This window comes from Flavobacteriales bacterium, assembly GCA_030584065.1.
In the GTDB taxonomy this organism is placed as follows: Bacteria; Bacteroidota; Bacteroidia; order Flavobacteriales_F; family PHOS-HE28; genus PHOS-HE28.
Map to the genome: position 1 here is coordinate 3,723,528 of CP129489.1, position 21,856 is coordinate 3,745,383.

Annotated in this window: 35 protein-coding genes; 32 read left to right on the top strand and 3 right to left on the bottom strand. The window is 64.7% G+C overall.

All coding sequences use genetic code 11. The features are described 5' to 3' along the window. Positions 1 to 28: 28 nt before the first annotated feature. From QY325_15485 to QY325_15495, 3 genes are all read right to left on the bottom strand, one after another. Positions 29 to 1,696 (bottom strand): hypothetical protein, encoded by a 1,668-nt coding sequence (locus QY325_15485; protein WKZ66152.1) that lies wholly within the window; start codon positions 1,694 to 1,696, stop codon positions 29 to 31. After that, positions 1,693 to 2,895, bottom strand: a complete 1,203-nt coding sequence (locus QY325_15490; protein WKZ66153.1) for an ABC transporter ATP-binding protein — start codon at positions 2,893 to 2,895, stop codon at positions 1,693 to 1,695. Before QY325_15490 ends, QY325_15485 begins: the two co-directional genes overlap by 4 nt. Positions 2,896 to 3,022: 127 nt before the next feature. Next, positions 3,023 to 4,006: a Fic family protein gene (locus QY325_15495; protein WKZ66154.1), complete on the bottom strand. Its 984-nt coding sequence runs from the start codon at positions 4,004 to 4,006 to the stop codon at positions 3,023 to 3,025. A gap of 308 nt (positions 4,007 to 4,314) precedes the next feature. Here QY325_15495 and rpsL point away from each other — a divergent pair, with 308 nt between their 5' ends. From rpsL to QY325_15655, 32 genes are all read left to right on the top strand, one after another. Further along, positions 4,315 to 4,713: a 30S ribosomal protein S12 gene (rpsL, locus tag QY325_15500; protein WKZ66155.1), complete on the top strand. Its 399-nt coding sequence runs from the start codon at positions 4,315 to 4,317 to the stop codon at positions 4,711 to 4,713. A gap of 25 nt (positions 4,714 to 4,738) precedes the next feature. Further along, positions 4,739 to 5,203 carry a 30S ribosomal protein S7 gene (gene rpsG / locus QY325_15505; GenBank protein WKZ66156.1) on the top strand — a complete coding sequence of 155 codons (465 nt, stop codon included), beginning with the start codon at positions 4,739 to 4,741 and terminating at the stop codon, positions 5,201 to 5,203. An 18-nt stretch (positions 5,204 to 5,221) separates the two neighbouring features. Next, positions 5,222 to 7,327, top strand: coding sequence for an elongation factor G (gene fusA, locus QY325_15510; GenBank protein ID WKZ66157.1), 2,106 nt, complete (start codon positions 5,222 to 5,224; stop codon positions 7,325 to 7,327). A gap of 13 nt (positions 7,328 to 7,340) precedes the next feature. Then, complete coding sequence (gene rpsJ / locus QY325_15515; GenBank protein ID WKZ66158.1) at positions 7,341 to 7,646, top strand: 30S ribosomal protein S10; 306 nt, start codon at positions 7,341 to 7,343, stop codon at positions 7,644 to 7,646. 19 nt (positions 7,647 to 7,665) lie between these two features. Further along, the gene (gene rplC, locus QY325_15520) at positions 7,666 to 8,283 is read left to right on the top strand and encodes a 50S ribosomal protein L3 (GenBank protein WKZ66159.1); all 618 of its coding nucleotides are present in this window, start codon (positions 7,666 to 7,668) and stop codon (positions 8,281 to 8,283) included. A 1-nt stretch (position 8,284) separates the two neighbouring features. Next, the gene (gene rplD, locus QY325_15525) at positions 8,285 to 8,917 is read left to right on the top strand and encodes a 50S ribosomal protein L4 (GenBank protein WKZ66160.1); all 633 of its coding nucleotides are present in this window, start codon (positions 8,285 to 8,287) and stop codon (positions 8,915 to 8,917) included. Between the two features lie 3 nt (positions 8,918 to 8,920). Beyond that, entirely contained in the window at positions 8,921 to 9,214 is a 294-nt protein-coding gene (gene rplW / locus QY325_15530; protein WKZ66161.1) for a 50S ribosomal protein L23, read from the top strand. Between the two features lie 3 nt (positions 9,215 to 9,217). Continuing rightward, positions 9,218 to 10,057: a 50S ribosomal protein L2 gene (gene rplB / locus QY325_15535; GenBank protein WKZ66162.1), complete on the top strand. Its 840-nt coding sequence runs from the start codon at positions 9,218 to 9,220 to the stop codon at positions 10,055 to 10,057. A 15-nt stretch (positions 10,058 to 10,072) separates the two neighbouring features. Beyond that, a complete protein-coding gene (gene rpsS / locus QY325_15540; protein WKZ66163.1) occupies positions 10,073 to 10,342 on the top strand; it encodes a 30S ribosomal protein S19 in 270 nt (89 codons plus the stop codon). Positions 10,343 to 10,350: 8 nt separating this feature from the next. Next, positions 10,351 to 10,749, top strand: coding sequence for a 50S ribosomal protein L22 (gene rplV / locus QY325_15545; protein ID WKZ66164.1), 399 nt, complete (start codon positions 10,351 to 10,353; stop codon positions 10,747 to 10,749). Positions 10,750 to 10,766: 17 nt separating this feature from the next. Further along, positions 10,767 to 11,567, top strand: a complete 801-nt coding sequence (gene rpsC / locus QY325_15550) for a 30S ribosomal protein S3 (protein ID WKZ66165.1) — start codon at positions 10,767 to 10,769, stop codon at positions 11,565 to 11,567. Between the two features lie 5 nt (positions 11,568 to 11,572). Continuing rightward, positions 11,573 to 11,995 (top strand): 50S ribosomal protein L16, encoded by a 423-nt coding sequence (gene rplP / locus QY325_15555; protein WKZ66166.1) that lies wholly within the window; start codon positions 11,573 to 11,575, stop codon positions 11,993 to 11,995. A 9-nt stretch (positions 11,996 to 12,004) separates the two neighbouring features. Next, on the top strand, positions 12,005 to 12,217 hold the full coding sequence (gene rpmC, locus QY325_15560; GenBank protein ID WKZ66167.1) for a 50S ribosomal protein L29: 213 nt from the start codon (positions 12,005 to 12,007) through the stop codon (positions 12,215 to 12,217). Continuing rightward, positions 12,214 to 12,489 carry a 30S ribosomal protein S17 gene (gene rpsQ, locus QY325_15565; GenBank protein ID WKZ66168.1) on the top strand — a complete coding sequence of 92 codons (276 nt, stop codon included), beginning with the start codon at positions 12,214 to 12,216 and terminating at the stop codon, positions 12,487 to 12,489. The genes rpmC and rpsQ overlap by 4 nt, the downstream gene beginning before the upstream one ends. Positions 12,490 to 12,502: 13 nt before the next feature. Continuing rightward, positions 12,503 to 12,871, top strand: coding sequence for a 50S ribosomal protein L14 (gene rplN, locus QY325_15570; GenBank protein ID WKZ66169.1), 369 nt, complete (start codon positions 12,503 to 12,505; stop codon positions 12,869 to 12,871). A 3-nt stretch (positions 12,872 to 12,874) separates the two neighbouring features. Continuing rightward, a complete protein-coding gene (gene rplX / locus QY325_15575) occupies positions 12,875 to 13,195 on the top strand; it encodes a 50S ribosomal protein L24 (protein WKZ66170.1) in 321 nt (106 codons plus the stop codon). A 3-nt stretch (positions 13,196 to 13,198) separates the two neighbouring features. Next, entirely contained in the window at positions 13,199 to 13,753 is a 555-nt protein-coding gene (rplE, locus tag QY325_15580) for a 50S ribosomal protein L5 (GenBank protein WKZ66171.1), read from the top strand. An 11-nt stretch (positions 13,754 to 13,764) separates the two neighbouring features. After that, complete coding sequence (gene rpsN, locus QY325_15585) at positions 13,765 to 14,034, top strand: 30S ribosomal protein S14 (GenBank protein ID WKZ66172.1); 270 nt, start codon at positions 13,765 to 13,767, stop codon at positions 14,032 to 14,034. 21 nt (positions 14,035 to 14,055) lie between these two features. Further along, a complete protein-coding gene (rpsH, locus tag QY325_15590; protein WKZ66173.1) occupies positions 14,056 to 14,454 on the top strand; it encodes a 30S ribosomal protein S8 in 399 nt (132 codons plus the stop codon). 13 nt (positions 14,455 to 14,467) lie between these two features. Then, the gene (gene rplF, locus QY325_15595) at positions 14,468 to 15,022 is read left to right on the top strand and encodes a 50S ribosomal protein L6 (GenBank protein ID WKZ66174.1); all 555 of its coding nucleotides are present in this window, start codon (positions 14,468 to 14,470) and stop codon (positions 15,020 to 15,022) included. Positions 15,023 to 15,033: 11 nt separating this feature from the next. Beyond that, positions 15,034 to 15,387 (top strand): 50S ribosomal protein L18, encoded by a 354-nt coding sequence (gene rplR, locus QY325_15600; GenBank protein WKZ66175.1) that lies wholly within the window; start codon positions 15,034 to 15,036, stop codon positions 15,385 to 15,387. A gap of 13 nt (positions 15,388 to 15,400) precedes the next feature. Continuing rightward, on the top strand, positions 15,401 to 15,919 hold the full coding sequence (gene rpsE / locus QY325_15605) for a 30S ribosomal protein S5 (protein ID WKZ66176.1): 519 nt from the start codon (positions 15,401 to 15,403) through the stop codon (positions 15,917 to 15,919). Positions 15,920 to 15,953: 34 nt separating this feature from the next. Next, positions 15,954 to 16,133, top strand: a complete 180-nt coding sequence (gene rpmD / locus QY325_15610; GenBank protein WKZ66177.1) for a 50S ribosomal protein L30 — start codon at positions 15,954 to 15,956, stop codon at positions 16,131 to 16,133. A gap of 20 nt (positions 16,134 to 16,153) precedes the next feature. Then, positions 16,154 to 16,621 carry a 50S ribosomal protein L15 gene (rplO, locus tag QY325_15615; protein ID WKZ66178.1) on the top strand — a complete coding sequence of 156 codons (468 nt, stop codon included), beginning with the start codon at positions 16,154 to 16,156 and terminating at the stop codon, positions 16,619 to 16,621. A gap of 3 nt (positions 16,622 to 16,624) precedes the next feature. After that, on the top strand, positions 16,625 to 17,962 hold the full coding sequence (gene secY / locus QY325_15620; GenBank protein ID WKZ66179.1) for a preprotein translocase subunit SecY: 1,338 nt from the start codon (positions 16,625 to 16,627) through the stop codon (positions 17,960 to 17,962). Between the two features lie 18 nt (positions 17,963 to 17,980). Beyond that, entirely contained in the window at positions 17,981 to 18,772 is a 792-nt protein-coding gene (gene map, locus QY325_15625) for a type I methionyl aminopeptidase (protein ID WKZ67998.1), read from the top strand. 70 nt (positions 18,773 to 18,842) lie between these two features. After that, positions 18,843 to 19,064: a translation initiation factor IF-1 gene (gene infA, locus QY325_15630; GenBank protein ID WKZ66180.1), complete on the top strand. Its 222-nt coding sequence runs from the start codon at positions 18,843 to 18,845 to the stop codon at positions 19,062 to 19,064. 14 nt (positions 19,065 to 19,078) lie between these two features. Continuing rightward, positions 19,079 to 19,195, top strand: a complete 117-nt coding sequence (gene ykgO, locus QY325_15635; GenBank protein WKZ66181.1) for a type B 50S ribosomal protein L36 — start codon at positions 19,079 to 19,081, stop codon at positions 19,193 to 19,195. A gap of 13 nt (positions 19,196 to 19,208) precedes the next feature. Next, entirely contained in the window at positions 19,209 to 19,586 is a 378-nt protein-coding gene (rpsM, locus tag QY325_15640) for a 30S ribosomal protein S13 (GenBank protein ID WKZ66182.1), read from the top strand. Positions 19,587 to 19,657: 71 nt separating this feature from the next. Further along, positions 19,658 to 20,065, top strand: a complete 408-nt coding sequence (gene rpsK, locus QY325_15645) for a 30S ribosomal protein S11 (GenBank protein WKZ66183.1) — start codon at positions 19,658 to 19,660, stop codon at positions 20,063 to 20,065. An 83-nt stretch (positions 20,066 to 20,148) separates the two neighbouring features. Beyond that, the gene (gene rpsD / locus QY325_15650; GenBank protein ID WKZ66184.1) at positions 20,149 to 20,754 is read left to right on the top strand and encodes a 30S ribosomal protein S4; all 606 of its coding nucleotides are present in this window, start codon (positions 20,149 to 20,151) and stop codon (positions 20,752 to 20,754) included. 68 nt (positions 20,755 to 20,822) lie between these two features. Then, the gene (locus tag QY325_15655) at positions 20,823 to 21,812 is read left to right on the top strand and encodes a DNA-directed RNA polymerase subunit alpha (protein ID WKZ66185.1); all 990 of its coding nucleotides are present in this window, start codon (positions 20,823 to 20,825) and stop codon (positions 21,810 to 21,812) included. The last annotated feature ends 44 nt before the right edge of the window (positions 21,813 to 21,856 follow it).

Genomic DNA, 21,856 nt, shown 5'->3' on the forward strand with positions numbered 1-21,856 from the left:
CCCCGGCCGGCCGTTTTCTCCACAGCGCTCACCTCCGCTCGGGCAGCGCCATCAGGTGCGCATAGAGCCCCTTCAGCACCGGGTGCAGCACCAGCGCGTAAAGCGCCACGCCTCCCCAGAGGGCCGCCATCATCGTGCGGTGGATGCGCTGCTGCAGTGCGGTGAGCGCGGCGTTGAGCGCAGGCAGCCGGGGGTCGTCCGGGTCGGACAGGGCGATCTCGCTGATGGCAGCGCTCAGTCGATCCCTGCCGAAGACGTCGAATCCCTCATGCAGCAGCAGCAGCGTGAAGAGGGCGAAGAAGGGGAGCACGGCGCTCGCCAGTACGGTCATCACCGCGCGGCGCGTGCTGTAGGCACGCAGCCGCCGCACGGTGGCGAGCTGCGCGATCATCGCGGCCATCAGCAGCCAGTGGCCGTACGCCATGATGTCGTCATCGCTCCACGGGAGCACATCGCGCTCCACGATGAGCGCGAAGACCAGGAGCAGCACGGGGGTGAGCGCCCCTGTGATCACGGCGATGAGGAAGGGCTGCCAGTAGAGGCTCTTGAATGCCGTGAGCAGGATCGCCAGGGCCAGCGAAAGCAGCGCGATGGCATGGAAGAAGCCCTCCTCGTCCCAGAAGAAATAGCGCATCTCCTTGGCGCGGGCGATCCGCTCGAGCTGCAGCCGCGCCAGCCGCAGCTGGGCGGAGCTGCGCACACGGCGGTCGAATTCGCGCTGCACCCCTTCGGCGCCGATGAGCCGGACGCCGCCGTGGTACTTGCGCGCTATGGCCAGTGCCCGGGTCACGGCCGCGGTATCCATGGGCGCTCCGGCGGCCGTGCGCTGCAGGTAGCGCTGCTCCAGCACGCTGTCGGCCAGGTAGGGCAGCGTGCTGCCAGCCGGCGTGTACCAGCCGTGATGGATATAGAGCAGCGGGCGGCTGCGCTCGATGGAATCGGCCTTGGCCAGATAGAGCCGTGCGGTATCCGGCGCATAGCCGTTTCGGTCGATACTGTCCATGGCGTAGGCGGCCCGGCTCAGGTAGCCCTCGTAGATGTCATGCAGCTCGGGCACCTCGGAGGTTCGGGCGCGTTCGGCGGCATCGTGGCGCAGCCCGTACTCCTGCAGGCTCCTGAAGAAGCGGTGCGAACCCGCGCCCTGGGGTGCCCTGGTGCGGCTGCCGCCTGCGGCAGCCGCCTCCGCGGCGTGCACCTCCGCGAGTTCAGGCTCCTCCCAATACTCATCGTGGCCGTAGAACCACGGTGCCTGCTCGTTCAGCAGGTCCACTTCGGCGGTGAACTGCGCATCGGGGGTGAGGTGCGCGGCGCGCTGGGCCACGGTGAACGCCAGGGTGAAGGGGAGGCTGAGGATCAGCAGCAGGCTGGCCCATAGGATGAGGAGTTCCGCCGCATCGCTGATGGCGCTGTGCCTCCCGAAGCGCTTCTCGGCATTGAATCGGGCAGCCCTGTAAACCCAGAAGGCGGCGTAGGCGGCGGCGGGGACCAGCATGTAGGCGAAGAGCCCCTCCGGGTTGGGGAAGCGGTGGTGATCCACGCGGATCAGCAGTCCAACGGCGACCGCCGCAGCATTCAGCAGCAGCAGGAACCAGGCGTGCAGGTGGAAGCGCGTGGCCCACAGCCGCGGATGGTCCTGCAGGAGCCGCAGGTCCCATGACCAGAGCAGGTCGGGCACGAGCTTGCGCAGGGCGTTCATGGATCCTGGTGGAAGAGCTTGCGGGTGCTGGTGCTGATGTCACGGAAGTAGCTCACCTCGGCCTCGGCGGCCGTGAGGGCCCTGAGCACCTCGCGCGGGCCGATGGCGCGTGGGGTGATGAGGCGCCAAACGAGACCCGTGTCATCGAGCGCCAGCGCGTTGCCCTCGCCCAGGGCTGCCAGGAGACGGCTGCGGTCCACCGCGCCCTTCAGCTCGAAGACGTTGCTGCTGCGGTCCTGGTCGAAGGCCGCGGTGGACCCGCTGTACATGGGCCGTCCGTTCCTCAGGAAGATGATGCGGTCGGCGATGGACTCGATCTCGTGCAATTGCTGCGAGCTGAGGATGATGGCCACCGGGTCGCGGGCGGCGGACGCCAGGTGGCACAGGTCCTGCAGGAAGAGCTGCTGGGCCTGCAGGTCGAGGTTGGCGATGGGCTCATCCAGTACGAGCAGGCGCGGTCGCCACACCACCATGCGCGCCAGCTCGAAGCGCAGCTTGTAGCCGCTGCTCAGCTCGTTCCAGCTGAGGTGAGCGAATCGGGTGAGTCCCAGCCGGTGGAGCGTGTACCGCACCCGGTCCTCGTTGGCATCGCCTGCGATTCCGTGGATGGCGGCGGTGAAGCGCAGGTTCTGCAGCAGGGTGCCGTACCAGCGCGCGCTGCGCTGCGGGATCCAGGCGATGGTGGCCCGTCTTGCATAGGGGTCGGCGGGCGCCAGCGGCCACTGCTGCGTGCCACCGTCATGGTCAAGCATTCCGGCCACCTGGCGCAGGAGCGTTGTCTTGCCGTTACCGTTCTCGCCCACCACGCCGGTGATCTCGCCCGTGCGCAGCTCCAGGTCGATGGGCCCGAGGGTGAAGCGATGGCCGCCGCTGCTGAAGTGCTTGGTGAGCGCGGCGCTCCGATAGGCCGTTTCCGCAGCGGTTGCCGCAGGCCCATTGGCGCTTCCGGGGCGCGCCGCGATCGCGCTCAGGAGCTCCGACACCCGGGTCCGGATGGCCTGGGCCCTGTCGCCGTTCATTTCCCCGGCGCCCAGGTCACGGCCCAGGTTGTACTCGGCGCGCAGCTGCATGGCCGGTTGACGCAGGTCGTGCAGGGTCTCGTAGTCATCGCAGAGGTCCATGAGCCGCCGGGTGGCGAGGCTCAGGTCCGTGCCCTTCAGGAGCGCGCGGAGCTCCTCGATGCGGTGATGCGCGCTCATGGTCCGGTCGTGCTGCTTGATAACTGCCGCGCGCCAAGGATAGTATGCAGCGCGCGGTCGGTTGTGCCGGAATGCCCCGAGCGGTCGCCCGGTCGGCCCGGAGCCGGTGCGGCGCATGCAGAGAGGCCTATGCCAAGCGGTACTGCATGCTGCGTCCGCCGCCGCTGGGCACGAGCTGGGCGGCCGCCACGGCCCCCTTCAGGTCCCGCGTAGCCGTTGCCGTGCTCAGCCAGGGGTGGAAGTCCATGTAGTCGCGCCGGCGGAAGGGCTGCTCGATCTGGCCGGCGCGCCGGCGGTGCTGCAGGAAGGCGGCGATGCGCTCCGGAGATGTGCGGATGGGGTCGGGGGAGGCCAGCAGTTCAGCGAGCGCTTCGTCCGTCCGCTCGAGCATGTAGACGATGAAGCCGCCGCAGTCGCCGCGGCGATCGGCGAACTCCAAGGCGGCGTGGTAGGCGGGCTCCGCGCGGTGGATGAAGGCTTCCACGGGCAGGTAGGCGAATACGGGCCAGTGCCGCATGAGCAGGGCGCGCTGCCAGAGCCGCGCAAGCCGGCCATTGCCGGCGCTGAAGGGCCGCAGGTAGATGAGGCCGAAGTGGAGCACGCAAGCGGTGATCAGCGGCGGGAAGTCATCCTCTTCGGCATAGCGCAGCAGCTCCTGCACGGCCACGGGGAGCCCCTTGGCGGGCGATGTGCGCAGGGGCTGCGGGTCGCCGTAGAAGACCTCGATGGGCCCGGTGCGGTAGTGACCGGCATCCACGGCCAGCCCGTGCATGAGCACACCGTGGGCGTGGCGAAGGTCCTGGTCGGAGAAAGGGTCGAGGCCGTTGAGCAGGTCGTACGTGCGATGGGTGTTCAGCGCCTCAAGGGCGGCCGGCCCCTGGCTGCTGGCGGTGTGGTCCTCGGCCAAGGCGGCTACGGGCAGCGGGTCGAGCTGGCCGCCCTCGATGGCCAGGGTGGCGCTAACGATGCTGGCGCGGTAGGCCTTGGCCAACTCGGCGGCCGGCTGATGGAAATGGCGGGCATGGGCGGCGCCCAAGCGCTCATGCACACGGCCCAGCAGGTGGAGGATCCGGGGGCTGATGGAATAGTAGGTGATGCTCCCGATGTCCATAATACAAATCAAATGATTCGAACAAAGATAGCGTTCACCAATCGCGTTGTTACTCGCTGAAGGCTTCGGTCCCTGACCAGCGGAGTTCTTCCATGGGCATGGCAAGAACATTCGTAATGCACTACTAGACAGGTTGATATGACTAATCTTTCCGTTGCGCCCAAGGGTTCAATGCTGGTGGAGCGGAGGGGCGTCGGCGGATTTTTCCTTCAACAGGCGGTTGTTGGAAGCGCATTTCAGCTACTTTCGCAGCCCGTTTTCCGGAAGAAAAAGTCGAAAACGCCTGAAAGTCAAGCCGAAAGGACCTCATGCCAACGATTCAGCAGCTCATCCGCAAGGGCCGGGAGAACCCGGTCTACAAGAGCAAGTCGGTCGCTTTGACCCGCTGCCCGCAGCGCCGTGGCGTCTGCACCAAGGTGTACACCACCACCCCGAAGAAGCCGAACTCGGCGCTCCGCAAGGTGGCCAAGGTGCGCCTGGTGAACGGCTATGAAGTGATCGCCTACATCGGCGGCGAAGGCCACAACCTGCAGGAGCACAGCATCGTGCTGGTGCGCGGCGGCAGGGTGAAGGACCTGCCCGGCGTGAAGTACCACATCGTGCGGGGCGTGCTCGACACCAGCGGGGTGGAGGGCCGCAACCAGCGCCGCAGCAAGTACGGCACCAAGAAGCCGAAGCCCGGCCAGGCGCCCGCCAAGAAGAAGTAACCGTTCACGCAGAGCCTAGAGTACCATGCGCAAGAAAGCGGTCAAGCACACCACGCTGCCCGATCCCAAGTTCGGCGACGAGCAGGTGACCAAGTTCGTGAACAACCTGATGTACGACGGCAAGAAGAGCAAGTCGTTCGACATCTTCTACAATGCCCTCGACATCGTAGCCGAGAAGAGCGGGGAGGACGGGCTGGAGATCTTTCGCAAAGCCCTCCAGAATGTGACCCCCCAAGTGGAGGTGCGCACGCGTCGCGTGGGCGGTGCCAACTTCCAGATCCCCCAGCAAGTGCGCGACGAGCGGAAGAAGAGCCTCGCCATGAAATGGCTGATCGGCTATGCCCGCACGCGCAATGAGCGCAGCATGGCCCAGAAGCTCGCCAACGAGATCCTGGCCGCTTCCAAGGAGGAGGGCGCTGCCTTCAAGAAGAAAGAAGAAGTCCACAAAATGGCCGAAGCGAACAAGGCCTTCAGCCACTTCCGCTTCTAAGCCAACGAGCACAGCCACATGGCACGCGACCTCAAATACACGCGCAACATCGGCATCATGGCGCACATCGATGCCGGCAAGACCACCACGTCCGAGCGCATCCTGTACTATACCGGGTTGACCCACAAGATCGGTGAGGTGCACGATGGTGCCGCCACCATGGATTGGATGGAGCAGGAGCAGGAGCGCGGCATCACCATCACCAGCGCCGCCACCACCACCAGCTGGAAGTACCGGGGCAATGAGTACAAGATCAACCTGATCGACACCCCGGGCCACGTGGACTTCACCGTGGAGGTGGAGCGCAGCCTGCGCGTGCTCGACGGGGCCGTGGCGCTGTTCTGCGCCGTGGGCGGCGTGGAGCCCCAGAGCGAGACCGTTTGGCGCCAGGCCAACAAGTACAAGGTGCCCCGCATCGGCTTCGTGAACAAGATGGACCGCAGCGGTGCCGACTTCTTCAATGTGGTCAAGCAGATCAAGGAGCGCCTTGGCGCCAACCCCATTCCCCTGCAGGTGCCCATCGGCGCCGAGGCCGACTTCAAGGGCGTGGTGGACCTGGTCAACAACCGCGGCATGGTGTGGAACGAGCACGACCAGGGCATGACCTGGACCGAAGTGCCGATCCCTGCCGACCTGCAGGAGACCGTGGAAGAGTGGCGTGGCAAGCTCATCGAGGCCGTTGCCGAGAGCGATGACACCCTCATGGAGAAGTATTTCGCTGATGCGAACAGCCTGACGGAGGCGGAGATCATGAACGCCATCCGGAAGAGCACCATCAGCATGAGCATCACGCCCATCCTGTGCGGCAGTTCCTTCAAGAACAAGGGCGTGCAGACCATGCTCGATGCCGTGATGGCCTATCTGCCCAGCCCCGTGGACATCGAGGCGGTGACCGGCACCAATCCGGATACCGGTGAGGAGGTGACGCGCCGTCCCGATGCGAAAGAGCCCATGGCGAGCCTGGCCTTCAAGATCGCCACGGACCCCTATGTGGGCCGCCTGGCCTTCTTCCGCTGCTACAGCGGTGCGGTGCCCGCCGGCAGCTACGTGAGGAACATGCGCTCGGGCAACAAGGAGCGGATCAGCCGCATCTTCCAGATGCACGCCAACAAGCAGAATCCCGTCGAGGTCATCGAGGCCGGCGACATCGGCGCTGCTGTGGGCTTCAAGGATATCCGCACGGGCGATACGCTGTGCGATGAGAACAACCCGATCGTGCTGGAGAGCATGAGCTTCCCCGAGCCGGTGATCGGCGTCGCGGTGGAGCCCAAGACCCAGGCCGACCTGGACAAGCTGGGTGCTTCCCTCGCCAAGCTGGCCGAGGAGGATCCCACCTTCAAGGTCCACACCGATGAGGACACCGGCCAGACCGTGATCAGCGGCATGGGCGAACTGCACCTGGAGATCATCGTGGACCGCCTGAAGCGCGAGTTCAAGGTGGAGTGCAACCAGGGCGCCCCCCAGGTGAAGTACAAGGAGGCCATCACGGGCACCGTGGAGCACCGTGAGCTGTACAAGAAGCAGACCGGCGGCCGAGGCAAGTTCGCCGACATCCATGTGCGCATCGAGCCGCAGACCGATCCCGAGAAGACCGGCCTGGAGTTCGTCGACGAGATCAAGGGCGGCGTCATCCCGAAGGAATTCATCCAGCCGGTGGCCAAGGGCTTCGAGGCCTCGCTGAAGAACGGCGTGCTCGCCGGCTTCCCGATGGAGAGCCTGAAGGTGACCCTTTACGACGGCAGCTACCACAATGTGGACTCCGACGCGCTGAGCTTCGAGATCTGCGCGAAGAGCGCCTTCCGCACCGCGGTGCCGAAGTGCAAGCCGGTGCTGCTGGAGCCCATCATGAAGATCGAGGTGGTGACGCCCGAGGAGAACATGGGCGACATCGTGGGCGACCTGAACCGCCGTCGGGGCACCATCCAGGGCATGGAGGACCGTGCCGGTGCCAAGGCCATCAAAGGCCAGGTGCCCCTGAGCGAGATGTTCGGCTACGTGACGAGCCTCCGCACCATGAGCTCCGGCCGTGCCAGCAGCACCATGGAATTCAGCCATTACGAGCAAGCCCCCAACAACGTCACCGAGGCCGTGCTGGCCAAGGTGCGCGGCAAAGTGTCAGCCTAATCCGCGAACCGAGATGACCCAGAAGATCCGGATCAAGCTCAAGTCGTATGACCACAACCTGGTCGACAAGAGCGCCGAGAAGATCGTGAAGACGGTGAAGACCACCGGCGCCGTGGTGAGCGGTCCCATCCCCCTGCCCACCCACAAGCGCATGTTCACCGTGCTGCGGAGCCCGCACGTCAACAAGAAGGCGCGCGAGCAGTTCCAGCTGTGCAGCTACAAGCGCATGATGGACATCTACAGCAGCAGCAGCAAGACCATCGATGCGCTGATGAAGCTGGAGCTCCCCAGCGGCGTGGAGGTGGAGATCAAAGTCTGACCGATAGCACCACAGAGCCATGAGCGGATTGATCGGCAAGAAGATCGGGATGACCAGCCTGTACGACACGGACGGCAGCCTTGTGGCATGCACCGTGATCGAGGCGGCCCCCAACGTGGTCAGCCACGTGAAGACCCTGGAGAAGGACGGTTACCAGGCCGTGCAGCTCTCCGCGGGCGAGCGCCGTGCGAAGAGCACGCCCGCTGCGGCCATGGGCCACTACAAGAAGGCCAGCACCACCCCCAAGGTGATGGCCCACGAGTTCAAGGAGTTCGAGAGCGAGCTGAAGCTGGGCGACACCATCGGCGTTGACCTCTTCGAGGAGGGCAGCTTCGTGACGGTGACCGGCAACAGCAAGGGCAAGGGCTTCCAGGGCGTGGTGAAGCGCCACGGCTTCAGCGGCGTGGGCGAAGCCACCCACGGCCAGCATGACCGCAGCCGTGCTCCCGGTTCGCTGGGCGGCAGCTCGTATCCCAGCCGCGTGTTCAAAGGCATGCGCATGGCGGGCCGCACCGGCGGGAACAAGGTGACCACCGAGAACCTGAAGGTGGTGAAAGTGGACGCATCCAAGAACCTGTTGCTGCTGCGCGGTACCGTCCCCGGTCCTAAGGGCAGCTTCGTGATCATCTGGAAGTAAGATGGAACTCGAAATCTACGGCAAGGACGGCAAGTCCACCGGCAAGAAAGCCAAGCTGAGCGACGCGGTGTTCGCGATCGAGCAGCCCAACGACCACGCCATCTGGCTGGACGTGAAGCAGCATCTCGCCAACAAGCGCCAAGGCACCGCCAAGACGCTGGAGAAGAGCGAGGTGAGCGGCAGCACCAAGAAGCTGCACCGGCAGAAGGGCACGGGCGGCAGCCGCAAGGGCTCCATCAAGAGCCCGCTCTTCCCCGGCGGAGCACGCGTGTTCGGCCCCCAGCCGCGCGACTACCACTTCAAGCTGAACAAGAAGGTGAAGGACCTGGCCCGCCGCAGCGCCCTCACCTACAAGGCCAAGGACGGTGCCATCAAGGTGCTGGACAGCGCTGCCATGGGCGCCCCGAAGACCAAGGAACTGGCTGCGATGCTCAAGGCCTTCGAGCTCGGCACGCGCAAGGCCGTGGTGGTGGTGCCCGCCAAGGATGATAACCTGCTGCTCAGCAGCCGCAACCTCCAGCGCGCCCGCGTGGTGGTGGCCAGCGAGCTCAGCACCTACGACATCATGAACGCCAACGGCCTGCTCATCGCCAAGGACGCGATCGCACCGCTGGAGGCCATCCTCACCAAGTAAGCCATGAGCCAGATCATCATCCGACCGATCGTCACCGAGAAGATGACGGCCCAGGGCGAGAAGGAGAACCGCTACGGCTTCGTCGTCGCCCGCACCAGCAACAAGGTGCAGATCAAGCAGGCCGTCGAGAAGGAGTACAACGTCACCGTCACCGGCGTGCGCACCATGATCTCGCACGGCAAGCGCCGCACGCGCTACACGAAGAGCCTCATCCTTCGCGGCCGCACCCCGGCCACGAAGAAGGCCATCGTCACCGTGAAGGCCGGAGACACCATCGACCTCTACAGCAGCATCTAAGCCATGGGTATCCGCAAGCTCAATCCCGTCACCGCCGGCACCCGCCACCGGGTGATCACCGACTTCGAGGGCGTGACGACCAACGTGCCGGAGAAGTCCCTGACCAGCGGTCGCAACAAGTCCGGCGGCCGCAACAATCAGGGCAAGATGACCATGCGCTACATCGGCGGCGGTCATAAGCAGCGCTACCGCGTGGTCGACCTGAAGCGCGACAAGCACGGCATCCCTGCGGTGGTGAAGACCATCGAGTACGACCCGAACCGCAGCGCGCGCATCGCCCTGTTGAGCTACGCCGATGGCGAGAAGCGCTACATCCTGGCGCCGAACGGCCTGCAGGTGGGCCAGACGCTGGTGAGCGGCCGCAGCGGCGTGGCGCCCGAGGTGGGCAACACGCTCCCGCTGAGCGAGATCCCGCTGGGCACGGTGGTGCACAACATCGAGCTCCAGCCCGGCAAGGGCGGCGCCATCGCCCGCAGCGCGGGCACCTTCGCCCAGCTGAGCGCCCGGGAGGGCAAGTATGCCACGCTGAAGATGCCCAGCGGCGAGCTGCGCATGGTGCTGGTGGCCTGCCTGGCCACGGTGGGCACCGTGGGCAATGCCGAGCACATGCTGCAGAAGAGCGGCAAGGCCGGCCGCAGCCGCTGGCAGGGCCGCCGCCCACGCACCCGTGCGGTGGCCATGAACCCGGTGGACCATCCCATGGGCGGCGGCGAAGGCCGCGCCTCCGGCGGCCACCCGCGCAGCCGGAAGGGCCTGTTGGCGAAGGGCAAGAAGACCCGCGCGCCGAAGAACCGCAGCAACCGCTTCATCCTCGAACGCATCAACGCCAAGAAGGGCGCCTGATCCCCCCGATAGCCAATGAGCCGTTCACTCAAGAAACCGCCGTTCGTCCACTACAAGCTGAGCAAGCGCGTGGGCGAGGCACAGTCCTCGGGCAAGAAGAACGTGATCAAGACCTGGTCGCGTGCCAGCACCATCACCCCCGAGTTCGTGGGCCTCACCATCGCGGTGCACAACGGCAACAAGTTCATCCCGGTGTACGTGACCGAGAACATGGTGGGCCACAAGCTGGGCGAATTCGCCCCCACCCGCACCTTCCGCGGCCACTCCGGTAACAAGAGCAACTGAGCAAGCCCATGGGAGCCCGTAAGAAACTAGCAGCGGACAAGCGCAAGGAGGTCATGAAGACCGTGGCCATCGCGCACCTGCGCAATGTGCCCACCTCGCCGCGCCGCATGCGCCAGGTGGCGGACCTGATCCGTGGCCAGCAGGTGGACAAGGCGCTGGGCATCCTGCGCTTCAGCACCCGCCACAGCAGCCGCGACCTGGAGAAGCTGCTGATGAGCGCCATCGCGAACTGGGAGGCCAAGAACGAGGGCCGCAAGGCCGACGAGGCCGGCCTGGTGGTGAAGAGCGTGCAGGTGAACGAGGCCCGCGGCCTCAAGCGCATGCTGCCCGCGCCGCAGGGCCGTGCCTACCGCATGAAGAAGCGCAGCAACCACGTGAGCCTCATCGTCGACAGCACCCAGGCCTAAGCCGAGAACAACGCACTATGGGACAGAAAGCACATCCGATCGGAACGCGCCTCGGCTTCATCAAGGGCTGGGACAGCAACTGGTACGGCGGGAACGACTACACCGAGAAACTGGTGGAGGACGAGAAGATCCGCCAGTACCTCATGGCGCGCCTGAAGAAGGCCAGCGTGAGCAAGATCGTCATCGAGCGCACGCTGAAGCTCGTTACCGTCACCATCAATACGGCACGTCCGGGGGTGATCATCGGCAAGGGCGGCGCCGAGGTGGACAAGCTGCGCGAGGAGCTCAAGAAGCTCACGGGCAAGGACGTCCAGATCAACATCTTCGAGATCAAGCGCCCCGAGCTCGACGCCCGCCTGGTGGCCGACAGCATCGCCCGCCAGCTCGAGGGCCGCATCAGCTTCCGCCGCGCCATGAAGATGGCCGTGGCCAGCACCATGCGCATGGGCGCCGAGGGCATCAAGCTCACCGTTGCAGGACGCCTCAACGGGGCGGAGATCGCCCGAACCGAGAGCTACCGTGAGGGCCGTGTGCCCCTGCACACCCTGCGCGCCGATATCGACTTCGCGATCACCGAGGCGCACACCAAGATGGGCCGCATCGGGGTGAAGTGCTGGATCATGCGCGGCGAGGTTTACGGCAAGCGCGACCTGAGCCCCAACGTGGGCCAGCCCAAAGGCGGCCCGGCAGGTCCCCGCATGGGCGGCGACCGTCCGGAGCGCCGCGAGCGCCGCGGGCCCGGTGCCGGTGAGCGCCGTGGTGGAGGAGGAGAGCGCCGTGGCGGGGATCGCCGTGGCGGAAACAACCGTAACAGCTAAGAGCCATGTTGCAACCGAAGCGCAGCAAGCGCCGCAATATGCACAAGGGCCGCATGAAGGGCACGGCCCAGCGCGGCCACCGTGTCACCCTCGGATCCTTCGGCCTCAAGGCCATGGAGAGCGTTTGGCTCACCAGCCGCCAGATCGAGGCCGCCCGTGTGGCGCTCACCCGCCATATGAAGCGTGAAGGCCAGGTGTGGATCAAGGTGTTCCCCGATAAGCCCGTGACCAGCAAGCCCGCCGAGGTGCGAATGGGCAAGGGCAAAGGCTCGCTCGACCACTGGGTGGCGGTGTGCCATGCGGGCCGCATCATCTTCGAGGTGGACGGCGTGCCGATGGGCACCGCGCAGGAGGCCCTGCGCCTGGCGGCCCAGAAACTGCCCATCCCCACCAAGTTCGTGGTGCGCGAGGATTACGACGGCCAATAAGCGAGAGCCATGAAGAAGAAAGGACTGGAACTGAATGACCTCACCGTGCAGGAACTGCAGGACAAGCTGCAGGAGGAGCGCAGCGGATTGACCAAGCTGCGGTTCAACCACACCGTGAGCCCCATCGAGAACCCGATGCAGCTGCGCTCCAAGCGCAAGGAGGTGGCCCGCATCCTCACCGAGCTCCGCAAGCGCGAGCTCGCCAATACCGCCGGCAAATGAGCACCGAGACGAGCACCACCGACCGCAACCTGCGCAAGGAGCGCATCGGCGTGGTCACCAGCGACAAGATGAGCAAGAGCATCACCGTCACCGTTGAGCGGCGCGTGATGCACAAGAAGTACGGGAAGTTCGTGAAGCTCTCCAGCAAGTTCATGGCGCACGACGAGAAGGGCGAGGCGCATGTGGGCGACACGGTGCGCATCATGGAGACTCGCCCGGTGAGCAAGCTCAAGCGCTGGCGCCTGGTGGAGATCATCGAACGAGCCAAGTAATCCAAGCACAGCCATGATCCAACAGGAATCCCGGCTCAATGTGGCCGACAACAGCGGCGCCAAGGAGGTGCTGTGCATCCGGGTGCTCGGCGGCAGCGGCCGTCGCTACGCCCGCATCGGGGACACCATCGTGGTGAGCATCAAGGACGCCATGCCAAACGGGCAGGCCAAGAAGGGCACCGTGCACAAGGCGGTGGTGGTGCGCACCAGGAAGGAGACCCGCCGCAAGGACGGCAGCTACATCCGCTTCGACGACAACGCCGTGGTGATCCTCGACGCCGCCGGCGAGATGAAGGGCACCCGCATCTTCGGCCCCGTGGCGAAGGAGCTGCGCGAGAAGAAGTTCATGAAGATCATCTCCCTGGCCCCCGAAGTACTGTAAGCCATGCAGAAGAAGACGCACATCAAGAAGGGCGACATGGTGAAGGTGCTCGCCGGCGAGGACCGCTCCAAGCAGGGGCGCGTGCTCGAGGTGGACCGTGACCGCATGGTCGCCATCGTCGAGGGCCTCAACATCAACAAGAAGCACAGCAAGCCCACCACGGCCAACCCCCAGGGCGGCATCGTGGAGAAGGAGGGCCCCATCCACATCAGCAACCTCATGCTGATCGATGCCAAGACGGGTGAACCGGGCCGCGTAGGCCGCCGGCTCGCCAAGGAGGGCAAGCTGGAGCGCTACGTCAAGACCAAGAAATCCAAGGCCTAAGCCATGAGCTACGTTCCCAGGCTCCGCGCCAAATACACCGAAGAGGTGGCCCCCAAGCTCCAGAAGGAGTTCGGGTACAAGAGCCCCATGCAGGTGCCCCGCATCGTCAAGATCAGCCTCAACCAGGGCCTTGGCAGCGCCGTGGGCGACAAGAAGGTGGTGGAGAACGCCGTGGCCGAGATGACCACCATCGCGGGCCAGAAGGCGGTTGCCACCACCTCCAAGAAGGACATCAGCAACTTCAAGCTGCGGAAGGGCATGCCCATTGGCGCGCGCGTGACGCTGCGCGGCGATCGGATGTACGAGTTCCTGGATCGCCTGATCGCAGTGAGCCTGCCCCGTACGCGCGACTTCCGCGGAGTGAAGCCCGGAGGCTTCGACGGCCGTGGCAACTTCACCTTCGGGGTGAAGGAGCAGATCATCTTCCCGGAGATCGACATCGATAAGGTGACGAAGATCCAGGGGATGGACATCACCTTCGTGACCACCGCCAAGACCGATGAGGAGGCCAAGAGCCTGCTCACCGCCTTCGGCTTCCCCTTCGCAGACAAGAAATAACACAAGAGACCATGGCCAAGGAATCCATGAAGGCCCGCGAGCGCAAGCGCGCCAAGATGGTGGAGAAGTTCGCCGCCAAGCGCGCTGCCCTGAAGAAGGCCGGCGAGTGGGAGAAGCTGCAGCAGCTGCCCGCGAACGGCAGCAAGGTGCGCATGCACAACCGCTGCCAGATCAGCGGCCGTCCCCGGGGCTACATGCGCCTGTTCGGCATCTCCCGCAACATGTTCCGCCAGATGGCGCTGGAGGGCAAGATCCCCGGCGTGACCAAAGGCAGCTGGTAAACCTGGAACCGCATTACGACCATGACCACCGATCCCATCGCCGATTACCTCACCCGACTGCGCAACGCCATCCAGGCGCGCAAGAAGGTCGTCACGGTGCCCGCGAGCAACCTGAAGAAGGACATCACGCGCATCCTGTACGACAAGGGCTACATCCTCTCCTGGAAGGCCGAGGAGGACGGCAAGCAGGGCCTGATCAAGATCGCCCTGAAGTACGACCCGCAGACCCGCCAGAGCGCCATCCGCGAGCTGAGCCGCGTGAGCACGCCGGGCCTGCGCAAATACGCCCACGTGGAGCAGCTGCCCCGCGTGATGAACGGCCTGGGCGTGGCCATCATCTCCACCAGCAAGGGCGTGGTCACCGACAAGGAGGCGCGCGCGCTGAACGTGGGCGGTGAAGTGCTGTGCTACGTGAGCTAAGAACGAAAGGAACATGAGCCGCATCGGAAAAGCGCCGATCGAACTGCCCAAGGGGGTGGAGATCAGCATCAGCGATAAGAACCTGGTTACCGTGAAGGGCCCGAAAGGCACCTTGGAGCAGGCCGTCGACCCGGCCATCAGCCTGAAGAAGGACGGCGCCGCGGTGACCGTGGAGCGCCCCAGCGACGCCAAGCCGCACCGTGCCAAGCACGGGCTCTACCGCGCACTCATCGCCAACATGGTGAAGGGCGTGAGCGAGGGCTTCGTGATCGAGCAGGAGCTCGTGGGCGTGGGCTATCGCGCCACCGCCAAGGGCCAGCAGCTGCAGCTCGCGCTCGGCTTCTCGCACACCGTCACCCTGGTGCTTCCCCCGCAGATCAAGGTGGCGGCGGCCCAGGAGAAAGGGAAGAACCCCATCATCCGCCTGGAGAGCGCGGACAAGCAACTCATCGGCCAGGTGGCCGCCAAGCTGCGCGCGCTGCGCAAGCCGGAGCCTTACAAGGGCAAGGGCGTGCGGTTCGTGGGCGAGGCAGTGCGTCGCAAGGCCGGCAAAGCGGCAGGCAAATAATCCGAGGAGCCATGGCATTCAGCAGGGAATCACGCAGACTCAAGATCAAGCAACGGGTGCGCAAGAGCGTATCCGGAACGCCGGAGCGCCCGCGCCTCTCGGTCTACCGCAGCAACACGGGCATGTACGCCCAGATCATCGACGACGAGGCTGGCCGCACGCTGGTGAGCGCCTCCTCGCACAAGGACAAGAAGGCCCAGGGCGTGCCCAAGATCGAGCAGGCCAAGCTGGTGGGCCAGGCCATCGCCGAGAAGGCGAAGGCGGCGGGCATCGAGAAGGTGGTGTTCGACCGCAATGGCTACCTCTACCATGGCCGCGTGAAGGCGCTGGCCGAAGCCGCCCGCGAAGCAGGCCTCAACTTCTGATCACACCGAACCCATGTCCGATACGAACGTCAAGAAGGTCAAGAGCAGCGATCTGGAGCTGAAGGATAAGCTCGTCGCCCTCAACCGTGTTACCAAGGTGACCAAGGGCGGCCGCACCTTCACCTTCGCCGCCATCGTGGTGGTGGGCAATGAGAACGGTGTGGTGGGCCATGGCCTGGGCAAGGCCAAGGAGGTGCAGGAGGCCATCGCCAAGGGCATCGACGACGCCAAGAAGAACCTGGTGAAGGTGCCGGTGCTGAAGGGCACCATCCCGCACCCGCAGGAGGGCAAGTTCGCCGGGGCCCAGGTGTTCCTGAAGCCTGCCGCGCACGGCACGGGCGTGATCGCCGGCGGCGCCATGCGCGCCGTGCTCGAGAGCGTCGGGGTCACCGACGTGCTCGCCAAGAGCAAGGGCAGCAGCAACCCGCACAACGTGGTGAAGGCGACCATCGAGGCCCTTACGAGCATGCGCGACGCCAACATGGTGTCCCGCCAGCGCGGCGTGAAACTGGAGCGCGTATTCAACGGATAAAGACCCCGCCCGCCAAGGCTATGGCGGACGAACCATGAGCAAGATCATCATCACCCAGACCAGCAGCCAGATCAAGTGCCCGAAGCGCCAGAAGGCGACCCTGAAGGCCTTGGGCCTGGGCCGCATCGGCAAGAGCACCGTGCTCGAAGGCACCCCCCAGGTGCTGGGCATGGTGCGCAAGGTGGAGCACCTGGTGAACGTGAAGCAGGCCTGAACCCTTAGCACCGAACGACAATGGACCTGAGCAGACTGAAACCGGCCGAAGGGGCCACCAAGAAGAACAAGCGCCTGGGCCGTGGCCAGGGCAGCGGCCGTGGCGGCACCTCCACCAAGGGGCACAAGGGCCAGAAGGCCATCAGCGGCTACAACCGCAAGCGCGGCTTCGAGGGCGGCCAGATGCCTCTGGTGCGCCGTGTGCCGAAGTTCGGCTTCACGAACCCCACCCGCGTGGAGTACAAGGGCATCAACCTGGATGCGATCCAGGCGCTGGCCGATGCCAAGAAGCTCACGGCGATCGACCCCGAGGTGCTTCGGGCCAACGGCATCATCGCCAAGAACGACAAGCTGAAGGTGCTGGGCCGCGGCGAGCTCACCGGCGCCCTCACCATCACCGCGCACGCTTTCAGCGCCACCGCCAAGGCCGCCATCGAGGCCAAAGGCGGCAAGGCGGAGACCATCGCCACCGTAGCCCCCAAGGCCTAAGGCATGAAGAACCTGATCGAAACGGTCAAGAACATCTGGCGCATCGAGGAGCTGCGCAACCGCATCCTCATCACGCTGGGCCTGCTGCTGGTGTACCGGATCGGCAGCTTCATCGTCCTCCCCGGGGTGGACAGCACCAAGATGTCCGATGCCTCGTCGGCGGCCGGGGGTATCGCAGAGATCCTCTCGATCTTCACCGGCGGCGCCTTCACGCGCGCCAGCATCTTCGCCTTGGGCATCATGCCCTACATCTCGGCGTCCATCATCATGCAGTTGGCCGGCATCGCCATCCCGGCCGTGCAGAAGAAACAGAAGGAGGAGAGCGGCAGGCGCCAGCTGAACCAATGGACGCGCTACCTCACCATCGCCATCTGCGTGGCACAGGCGCCGGGCTACATCTACACCAGCATCGAGCCCGACGCTGCCCCGCTGGACAGCTGGGGCTGGGTCTGGTCGAGCGTCGTGATCCTCACCGCCAGCACGCTGTTCGTGATGTGGCTCGGTGAGCGGATCACGGAGCGGGGCCTTGGGAACGGCATCTCCCTCATCATCATGATCGGCATTCTGGCTCAGTTCCCGCAGAGCTTCGCCCAGGAGGTGGTGGGCCGCATGGGCCCCGGTGGCGGCGGCTTGGTGCTGCTGCTGGTGGAGGTGGTGATCTGGGTGCTCATCATCGCCGGCTGCATCCTGCTGGTGCAGGGCACGCGGCGTATCCCGGTTCAATTCGCCAAGCGCGTCGTTGGCAACAAGCAGTACGGCGGCGTTCGGAACTACATCCCGCTTAAGGTGAACGCCGCAGGGGTCATGCCGATCATCTTCGCCCAAGCCATCGTTCTGGTGCCGATGTACATCGCCCAGGCGCCCTTCCTAAGCGAGTCGGTGCGCAACTGGATGAACACGGCGGCCAGCAGCCAGGGCTGGGGCTACAACATCGCGCTCTTCCTCATGGTGGTGGCCTTCACCTATTTCTATACCGCCATCACCGTGAACCCGAACCAGCTTGCAGATGACATGAAGCGGAACGGCGGCTTCATCCCCGGCGTCAAGCCCGGGAAGGCCACGGCATCGCACATCGATGAGCTGCTCTCGCGGATCACCTTGCCCGGTGCCATCTTCCTCGGCATCGTGGCCATCCTGCCGACGTTCGCCGGCATGATGGGCATCAAGCAGGGCTTCGCTCAGTTCTTCGGCGGGACTTCATTGCTGATCATGGTGGGCGTGCTCTTGGACACGCTCCAGCAGATCGAGAGCCACCTACTGATGCGTCATTATGACGGTCTGATGAAGAGCGGGCGCATCAAGGGGCGGAGTCAGGGAGCGGCCTACGGCATGGCCGGATAGACCATGGGGAGCAAGCCCCTGGTCCATCTGAGCGATGACGAGATCGCAGTGCTGAGAGAGAGTTCTTTGCTTGTTGGGAAGACCTTGGCCGAAGTGGCGAAGCGCATCGCGCCCGGCGTCACCACCGGTGAGCTCGACCGCCTTGCGGAGGAGTTCATCCGCGACAATGGCGCGGTGCCCGGCTTCAAGGGCCTGTACGACTGCCCGAGCACGCTGTTGATCAGCGTGAACGAGGAGGTGGTGCATGGCCTCCCGGGCCAGCGCACGCTGCGCGATGGCGATGTGGCCAGCGTGGACTGCGGCGTGCTGATGAACGGGTTCTACGGCGACAGCGCCTTCACCTTCACGGTGGGCGAAGTGGCCGAGCCGGTGCGGCGCCTGTTGCAGGTGACGCGCGAGTGCCTGGAAAGGGGCATCGAGGCGGCGATCGAGAACAACCGCACGGGTGACATCGGGCACGCCATCCAGCAGCACGCGGAAGCCAATGGCTACAGCGTGGTGCGGGAGCTGGTGGGGCACGGCGTGGGCCGCAGGCTCCACGAGGCGCCGGAAGTGCCGAACTACGGCCGCCGCGGGCACGGCGTGAGGCTGCGCACCGGCATGGTGCTCGCCATCGAGCCCATGATCAACATGGGCGTGAAGGAGGTGAAGCAGCTGGGCGACGGATGGACGGTGGTGACGCGCGATGGCAAGCCCAGCGCGCACTACGAGCACAACGTGGCGGTGCGCCCGGGAAAGGCAGAGGTCTTGTCAACATTCAGCTACATCGAGGATGTGCTGAAGTCGAAAGGTGAATCGATCACCGCATAAGGGCGCAAGAAGGCGCCATGATGCGGGGAGCGGAAACGGAGAGGAAACGAACAAGAGAACGAACGGAAGGATGAGCAAGACGGGGACCATAGAGCAGGACGGCGTCATCAAGGAGGCGCTGAGCAATGCCATGTTCCGTGTCGAGCTGGAGAACGGTCACGTGATCATCGCACACATCAGCGGGAAGATGCGGATGCACTACATCCGGATCCTGCCCGGCGACAAGGTGAAGGTGGAGATGAGCCCGTATGACCTGAGCAAAGGCCGCATCACCTTCCGATACAAGAGCTAAGAACACAGGAAACCATGAAGGTCAGGGCCTCCCTCAAGAAGCGCTCGGCGGACTGCAAGATCGTCCGCCGCAAAGGGCGCCTGTACATCATCAACAAGAAGAACCCTAAGTTCAAGCAGCGTCAGGGCTGATAAACGCACGAGCATGGCACGTATCGCAGGCATCGACCTACCCAAGAGCAAACGGGGCTGCATCGGCCTCACCTACATCTACGGCATCGGCCGCAGCACAGCGCTGGACATCCTCCAGAAGAGCGGTGTGGATCCCGACACCAAGGTGGAGGACTGGACCGATGAGGAGCAGGCCCGCATCCGCCAGCACATCAACGAGCATGTGAAGGTGGAGGGCGCGCTGCGCAGCGAAGTGCAGCTCAGCATCAAGCGCTTGGTGGACATCGGCAGCTGGCGCGGCCAGCGGCACCGCAGCGGTTTGCCCGTGCGTGGACAGCGCACCCGCACCAACAGCCGGACCCGCAAGGGCAAGCGCAAGACCGTGGCCAACAAGAAGAAGGCGACCAAGTAAGAATCAGCCGCCCGTTGTCAGCCGTCGGCAGCTGCTGACCGCCGGCAACGGACACCGACAACTGAACAGACATGGCAAAGCAGCAAGAGAAAGGCGCCGCTTCCGGCAAGAAGAAGAAGAAGAACGTGGTGGTGGAGGCCTTCGGCCAGGCCCACATCCAAGCCTCGTTCAACAACCTCATCATCAGCCTCACCAACAACAAGGGCGAGGTGATCAGCTGGTCGTCCTCCGGCAAGCAGGGCTTCCGCGGCAGCAAGAAGAACACGCCGTACGCGGGCCAGGTGAGCGCCGAAGAGGCGGCACGCGAGGCCTTCGAACTGGGCCTCCGCAAGGTCAAGGTGTTCGTGAAGGGCCCCGGGAGCGGGCGCGAGAGCGCCATCCGCGCCCTGCACAACAACGGCGTGGAGGTCACCGAGATCGTCGACATAACCCCTATGCCCCACAACGGCTGCCGTCCGCCCAAGAAGCGCCGCGTTTAACCATAAATCAACCTGTAGGAGCGTGATTGACGCACGCTCCGCTGTCGGTGCGGGAAACGAAGGCCGCACCCAAAACGAAGACCATGGCACGTTACACTGGACCCAAGACCCGCATCGCCCGCAAATTCAGCGAGGCCATCCTCGGCCCCGACAAGTGGATGGAGCGCAAGCCCCATGCCCCCGGCCAGCACGGCCCGAGCAAGCGGCGCAAGAAGGACAGCGAGTACTCCACCCAGCTGCGCGAGAAGCAGAAGGCCAAGTACACCTACGGCATCCTTGAGCGGCAGTTCGAGAAGATGTTCCACACGGCCGCCAGCAAGAAGGGCATCACCGGTGAGGTGCTGCTTCAGCTCTGCGAGGCCCGGCTCGATAATACGGTGTTCCGCCTGGGGGTTGCGCCCACCCGGCGTGCTGCCCGTCAGCTGGTGAGCCATGGCCACATCACGGTGGACGGCCAGGTGGTGAACGTGCCCAGCTATACGCTCAGGCCCGGACAGAGCGTGGCCGTGCGCGAGAAGAGCCGCTCGCTTGAGACCATCACCAACAGCGTGAACGTGAGCAGCAGGCGCTTCGACTGGCTCGAGTGGAACCCTGCGAGCATGACCGGCAAGGTGATCGCCATGCCCGAGCGTGCGCAGATCCCCGAGAACATCCGCGAGCAGCTCATCGTGGAACTGTACTCGAAGTAATCCGCCCTTGGGGCACGAACGAGGCGGAGGAGCATCCACTGACGAACGAACACACGAACAACCCAACCATGCCCATTCTCGAATTCCAGCGGCCCGACAAGGTCACGATGATCGAATCCGATGACAAGCGCGGCACCTTCGAGTTCCGGCCGCTTGAGCCCGGCTATGGCATCACCATCGGCAACTCCCTGCGCCGCATCCTGCTCTCCAGCCTGGAGGGCTACGCCATCACCAGCGTGCGGATCGACGGCGTGGACCATGAGTTCACCACCATCAAGGGAGTGATCGAGGACATGACCGAGATCGTGCTCAACCTGAAGCAGGTGCGCTTCCGCCGCCAGCTGGAGGACAGCAGCACCGAGCGGGTGAGCCTCACCATCACCGGCAAGGACATCTTCACCGCCGGTGATATCGGTCGCCAGACCACCGGATTCCAAGTGCTTAACCCTGAACTGGTGATCTGCCACATGGAGCCGGGCGTGAAGCTGCACGTTGAGCTCGCCATCGGGAAGGGTCGCGGTTACGTCCCTGCTGACGAGAACAAGACCAACGCCCCGGTGGGCACCATTTTCATCGACTCCATCTTCACGCCCATCAAGAACGTGAAGTACACGGTGGAGAACACCCGCGTGGAGGAGAAGACCGACTACGAGAAGCTCACCATCGAGGTGGTCACGGACGGCAGCATCACGCCGAAGAACGCCCTGCAGGAGGCTGCCAAGATCCTGATCCATCACTTCATGCTCTTCAGCGATGAGCGCATCAGCCTTGAGGTCGAGGAGCGCGTGCAGGAGGAGGGCTTCGACGAGGACAGCTTGCACATGCGCCAGCTGCTGAAGACCAAGCTGGTGGACATGGACCTGAGCGTGCGCGCGCTGAACTGCTTGAAGGCCGCCGATATCGAGACCCTCGGCGACCTGGTGAGCTACAATAAGAACGACCTGTTGAAGTTCCGCAACTTCGGCAAGAAGAGCCTCACCGAGCTGGAGGACCTGGTGGAGAACAAAGGCCTGAGCTTCGGGATGAACCTGAGCAAGTACAAGCTGGATAAAGAGTGAGCGCAGTGGCGACGCGTGCGTCGCCACTTACGCGAGCGAAAGTC

Excerpts from the sequence above, each read along its gene's own strand:
- QY325_15485 (WKZ66152.1), bottom strand. The coding sequence starts at position 1,696 with ATGAACGCCCTGCGCAAGCTCGTGCCCGACCTGCTCTGGTCATGGGAC.
- QY325_15490 (WKZ66153.1), bottom strand. The coding sequence starts at position 2,895 with ATGAGCGCGCATCACCGCATCGAGGAGCTCCGCGCGCTCCTGAAGGGC.
- QY325_15495 (WKZ66154.1), bottom strand. The coding sequence starts at position 4,006 with ATGGACATCGGGAGCATCACCTACTATTCCATCAGCCCCCGGATCCTC.
- rpsL (WKZ66155.1), top strand. The coding sequence starts at position 4,315 with ATGCCAACGATTCAGCAGCTCATCCGCAAGGGCCGGGAGAACCCGGTC.
- rpsG (WKZ66156.1), top strand. The coding sequence starts at position 4,739 with ATGCGCAAGAAAGCGGTCAAGCACACCACGCTGCCCGATCCCAAGTTC.
- fusA (WKZ66157.1), top strand. The coding sequence starts at position 5,222 with ATGGCACGCGACCTCAAATACACGCGCAACATCGGCATCATGGCGCAC.
- rpsJ (WKZ66158.1), top strand. The coding sequence starts at position 7,341 with ATGACCCAGAAGATCCGGATCAAGCTCAAGTCGTATGACCACAACCTG.
- rplC (WKZ66159.1), top strand. The coding sequence starts at position 7,666 with ATGAGCGGATTGATCGGCAAGAAGATCGGGATGACCAGCCTGTACGAC.
- rplD (WKZ66160.1), top strand. The coding sequence starts at position 8,285 with ATGGAACTCGAAATCTACGGCAAGGACGGCAAGTCCACCGGCAAGAAA.
- rplW (WKZ66161.1), top strand. The coding sequence starts at position 8,921 with ATGAGCCAGATCATCATCCGACCGATCGTCACCGAGAAGATGACGGCC.
- rplB (WKZ66162.1), top strand. The coding sequence starts at position 9,218 with ATGGGTATCCGCAAGCTCAATCCCGTCACCGCCGGCACCCGCCACCGG.
- rpsS (WKZ66163.1), top strand. The coding sequence starts at position 10,073 with ATGAGCCGTTCACTCAAGAAACCGCCGTTCGTCCACTACAAGCTGAGC.
- rplV (WKZ66164.1), top strand. The coding sequence starts at position 10,351 with ATGGGAGCCCGTAAGAAACTAGCAGCGGACAAGCGCAAGGAGGTCATG.
- rpsC (WKZ66165.1), top strand. The coding sequence starts at position 10,767 with ATGGGACAGAAAGCACATCCGATCGGAACGCGCCTCGGCTTCATCAAG.
- rplP (WKZ66166.1), top strand. The coding sequence starts at position 11,573 with ATGTTGCAACCGAAGCGCAGCAAGCGCCGCAATATGCACAAGGGCCGC.
- rpmC (WKZ66167.1), top strand. The coding sequence starts at position 12,005 with ATGAAGAAGAAAGGACTGGAACTGAATGACCTCACCGTGCAGGAACTG.
- rpsQ (WKZ66168.1), top strand. The coding sequence starts at position 12,214 with ATGAGCACCGAGACGAGCACCACCGACCGCAACCTGCGCAAGGAGCGC.
- rplN (WKZ66169.1), top strand. The coding sequence starts at position 12,503 with ATGATCCAACAGGAATCCCGGCTCAATGTGGCCGACAACAGCGGCGCC.
- rplX (WKZ66170.1), top strand. The coding sequence starts at position 12,875 with ATGCAGAAGAAGACGCACATCAAGAAGGGCGACATGGTGAAGGTGCTC.
- rplE (WKZ66171.1), top strand. The coding sequence starts at position 13,199 with ATGAGCTACGTTCCCAGGCTCCGCGCCAAATACACCGAAGAGGTGGCC.
- rpsN (WKZ66172.1), top strand. The coding sequence starts at position 13,765 with ATGGCCAAGGAATCCATGAAGGCCCGCGAGCGCAAGCGCGCCAAGATG.
- rpsH (WKZ66173.1), top strand. The coding sequence starts at position 14,056 with ATGACCACCGATCCCATCGCCGATTACCTCACCCGACTGCGCAACGCC.
- rplF (WKZ66174.1), top strand. The coding sequence starts at position 14,468 with ATGAGCCGCATCGGAAAAGCGCCGATCGAACTGCCCAAGGGGGTGGAG.
- rplR (WKZ66175.1), top strand. The coding sequence starts at position 15,034 with ATGGCATTCAGCAGGGAATCACGCAGACTCAAGATCAAGCAACGGGTG.
- rpsE (WKZ66176.1), top strand. The coding sequence starts at position 15,401 with ATGTCCGATACGAACGTCAAGAAGGTCAAGAGCAGCGATCTGGAGCTG.
- rpmD (WKZ66177.1), top strand. The coding sequence starts at position 15,954 with ATGAGCAAGATCATCATCACCCAGACCAGCAGCCAGATCAAGTGCCCG.
- rplO (WKZ66178.1), top strand. The coding sequence starts at position 16,154 with ATGGACCTGAGCAGACTGAAACCGGCCGAAGGGGCCACCAAGAAGAAC.
- secY (WKZ66179.1), top strand. The coding sequence starts at position 16,625 with ATGAAGAACCTGATCGAAACGGTCAAGAACATCTGGCGCATCGAGGAG.
- infA (WKZ66180.1), top strand. The coding sequence starts at position 18,843 with ATGAGCAAGACGGGGACCATAGAGCAGGACGGCGTCATCAAGGAGGCG.
- ykgO (WKZ66181.1), top strand. The coding sequence starts at position 19,079 with ATGAAGGTCAGGGCCTCCCTCAAGAAGCGCTCGGCGGACTGCAAGATC.
- rpsM (WKZ66182.1), top strand. The coding sequence starts at position 19,209 with ATGGCACGTATCGCAGGCATCGACCTACCCAAGAGCAAACGGGGCTGC.
- rpsK (WKZ66183.1), top strand. The coding sequence starts at position 19,658 with ATGGCAAAGCAGCAAGAGAAAGGCGCCGCTTCCGGCAAGAAGAAGAAG.
- rpsD (WKZ66184.1), top strand. The coding sequence starts at position 20,149 with ATGGCACGTTACACTGGACCCAAGACCCGCATCGCCCGCAAATTCAGC.
- QY325_15655 (WKZ66185.1), top strand. The coding sequence starts at position 20,823 with ATGCCCATTCTCGAATTCCAGCGGCCCGACAAGGTCACGATGATCGAA.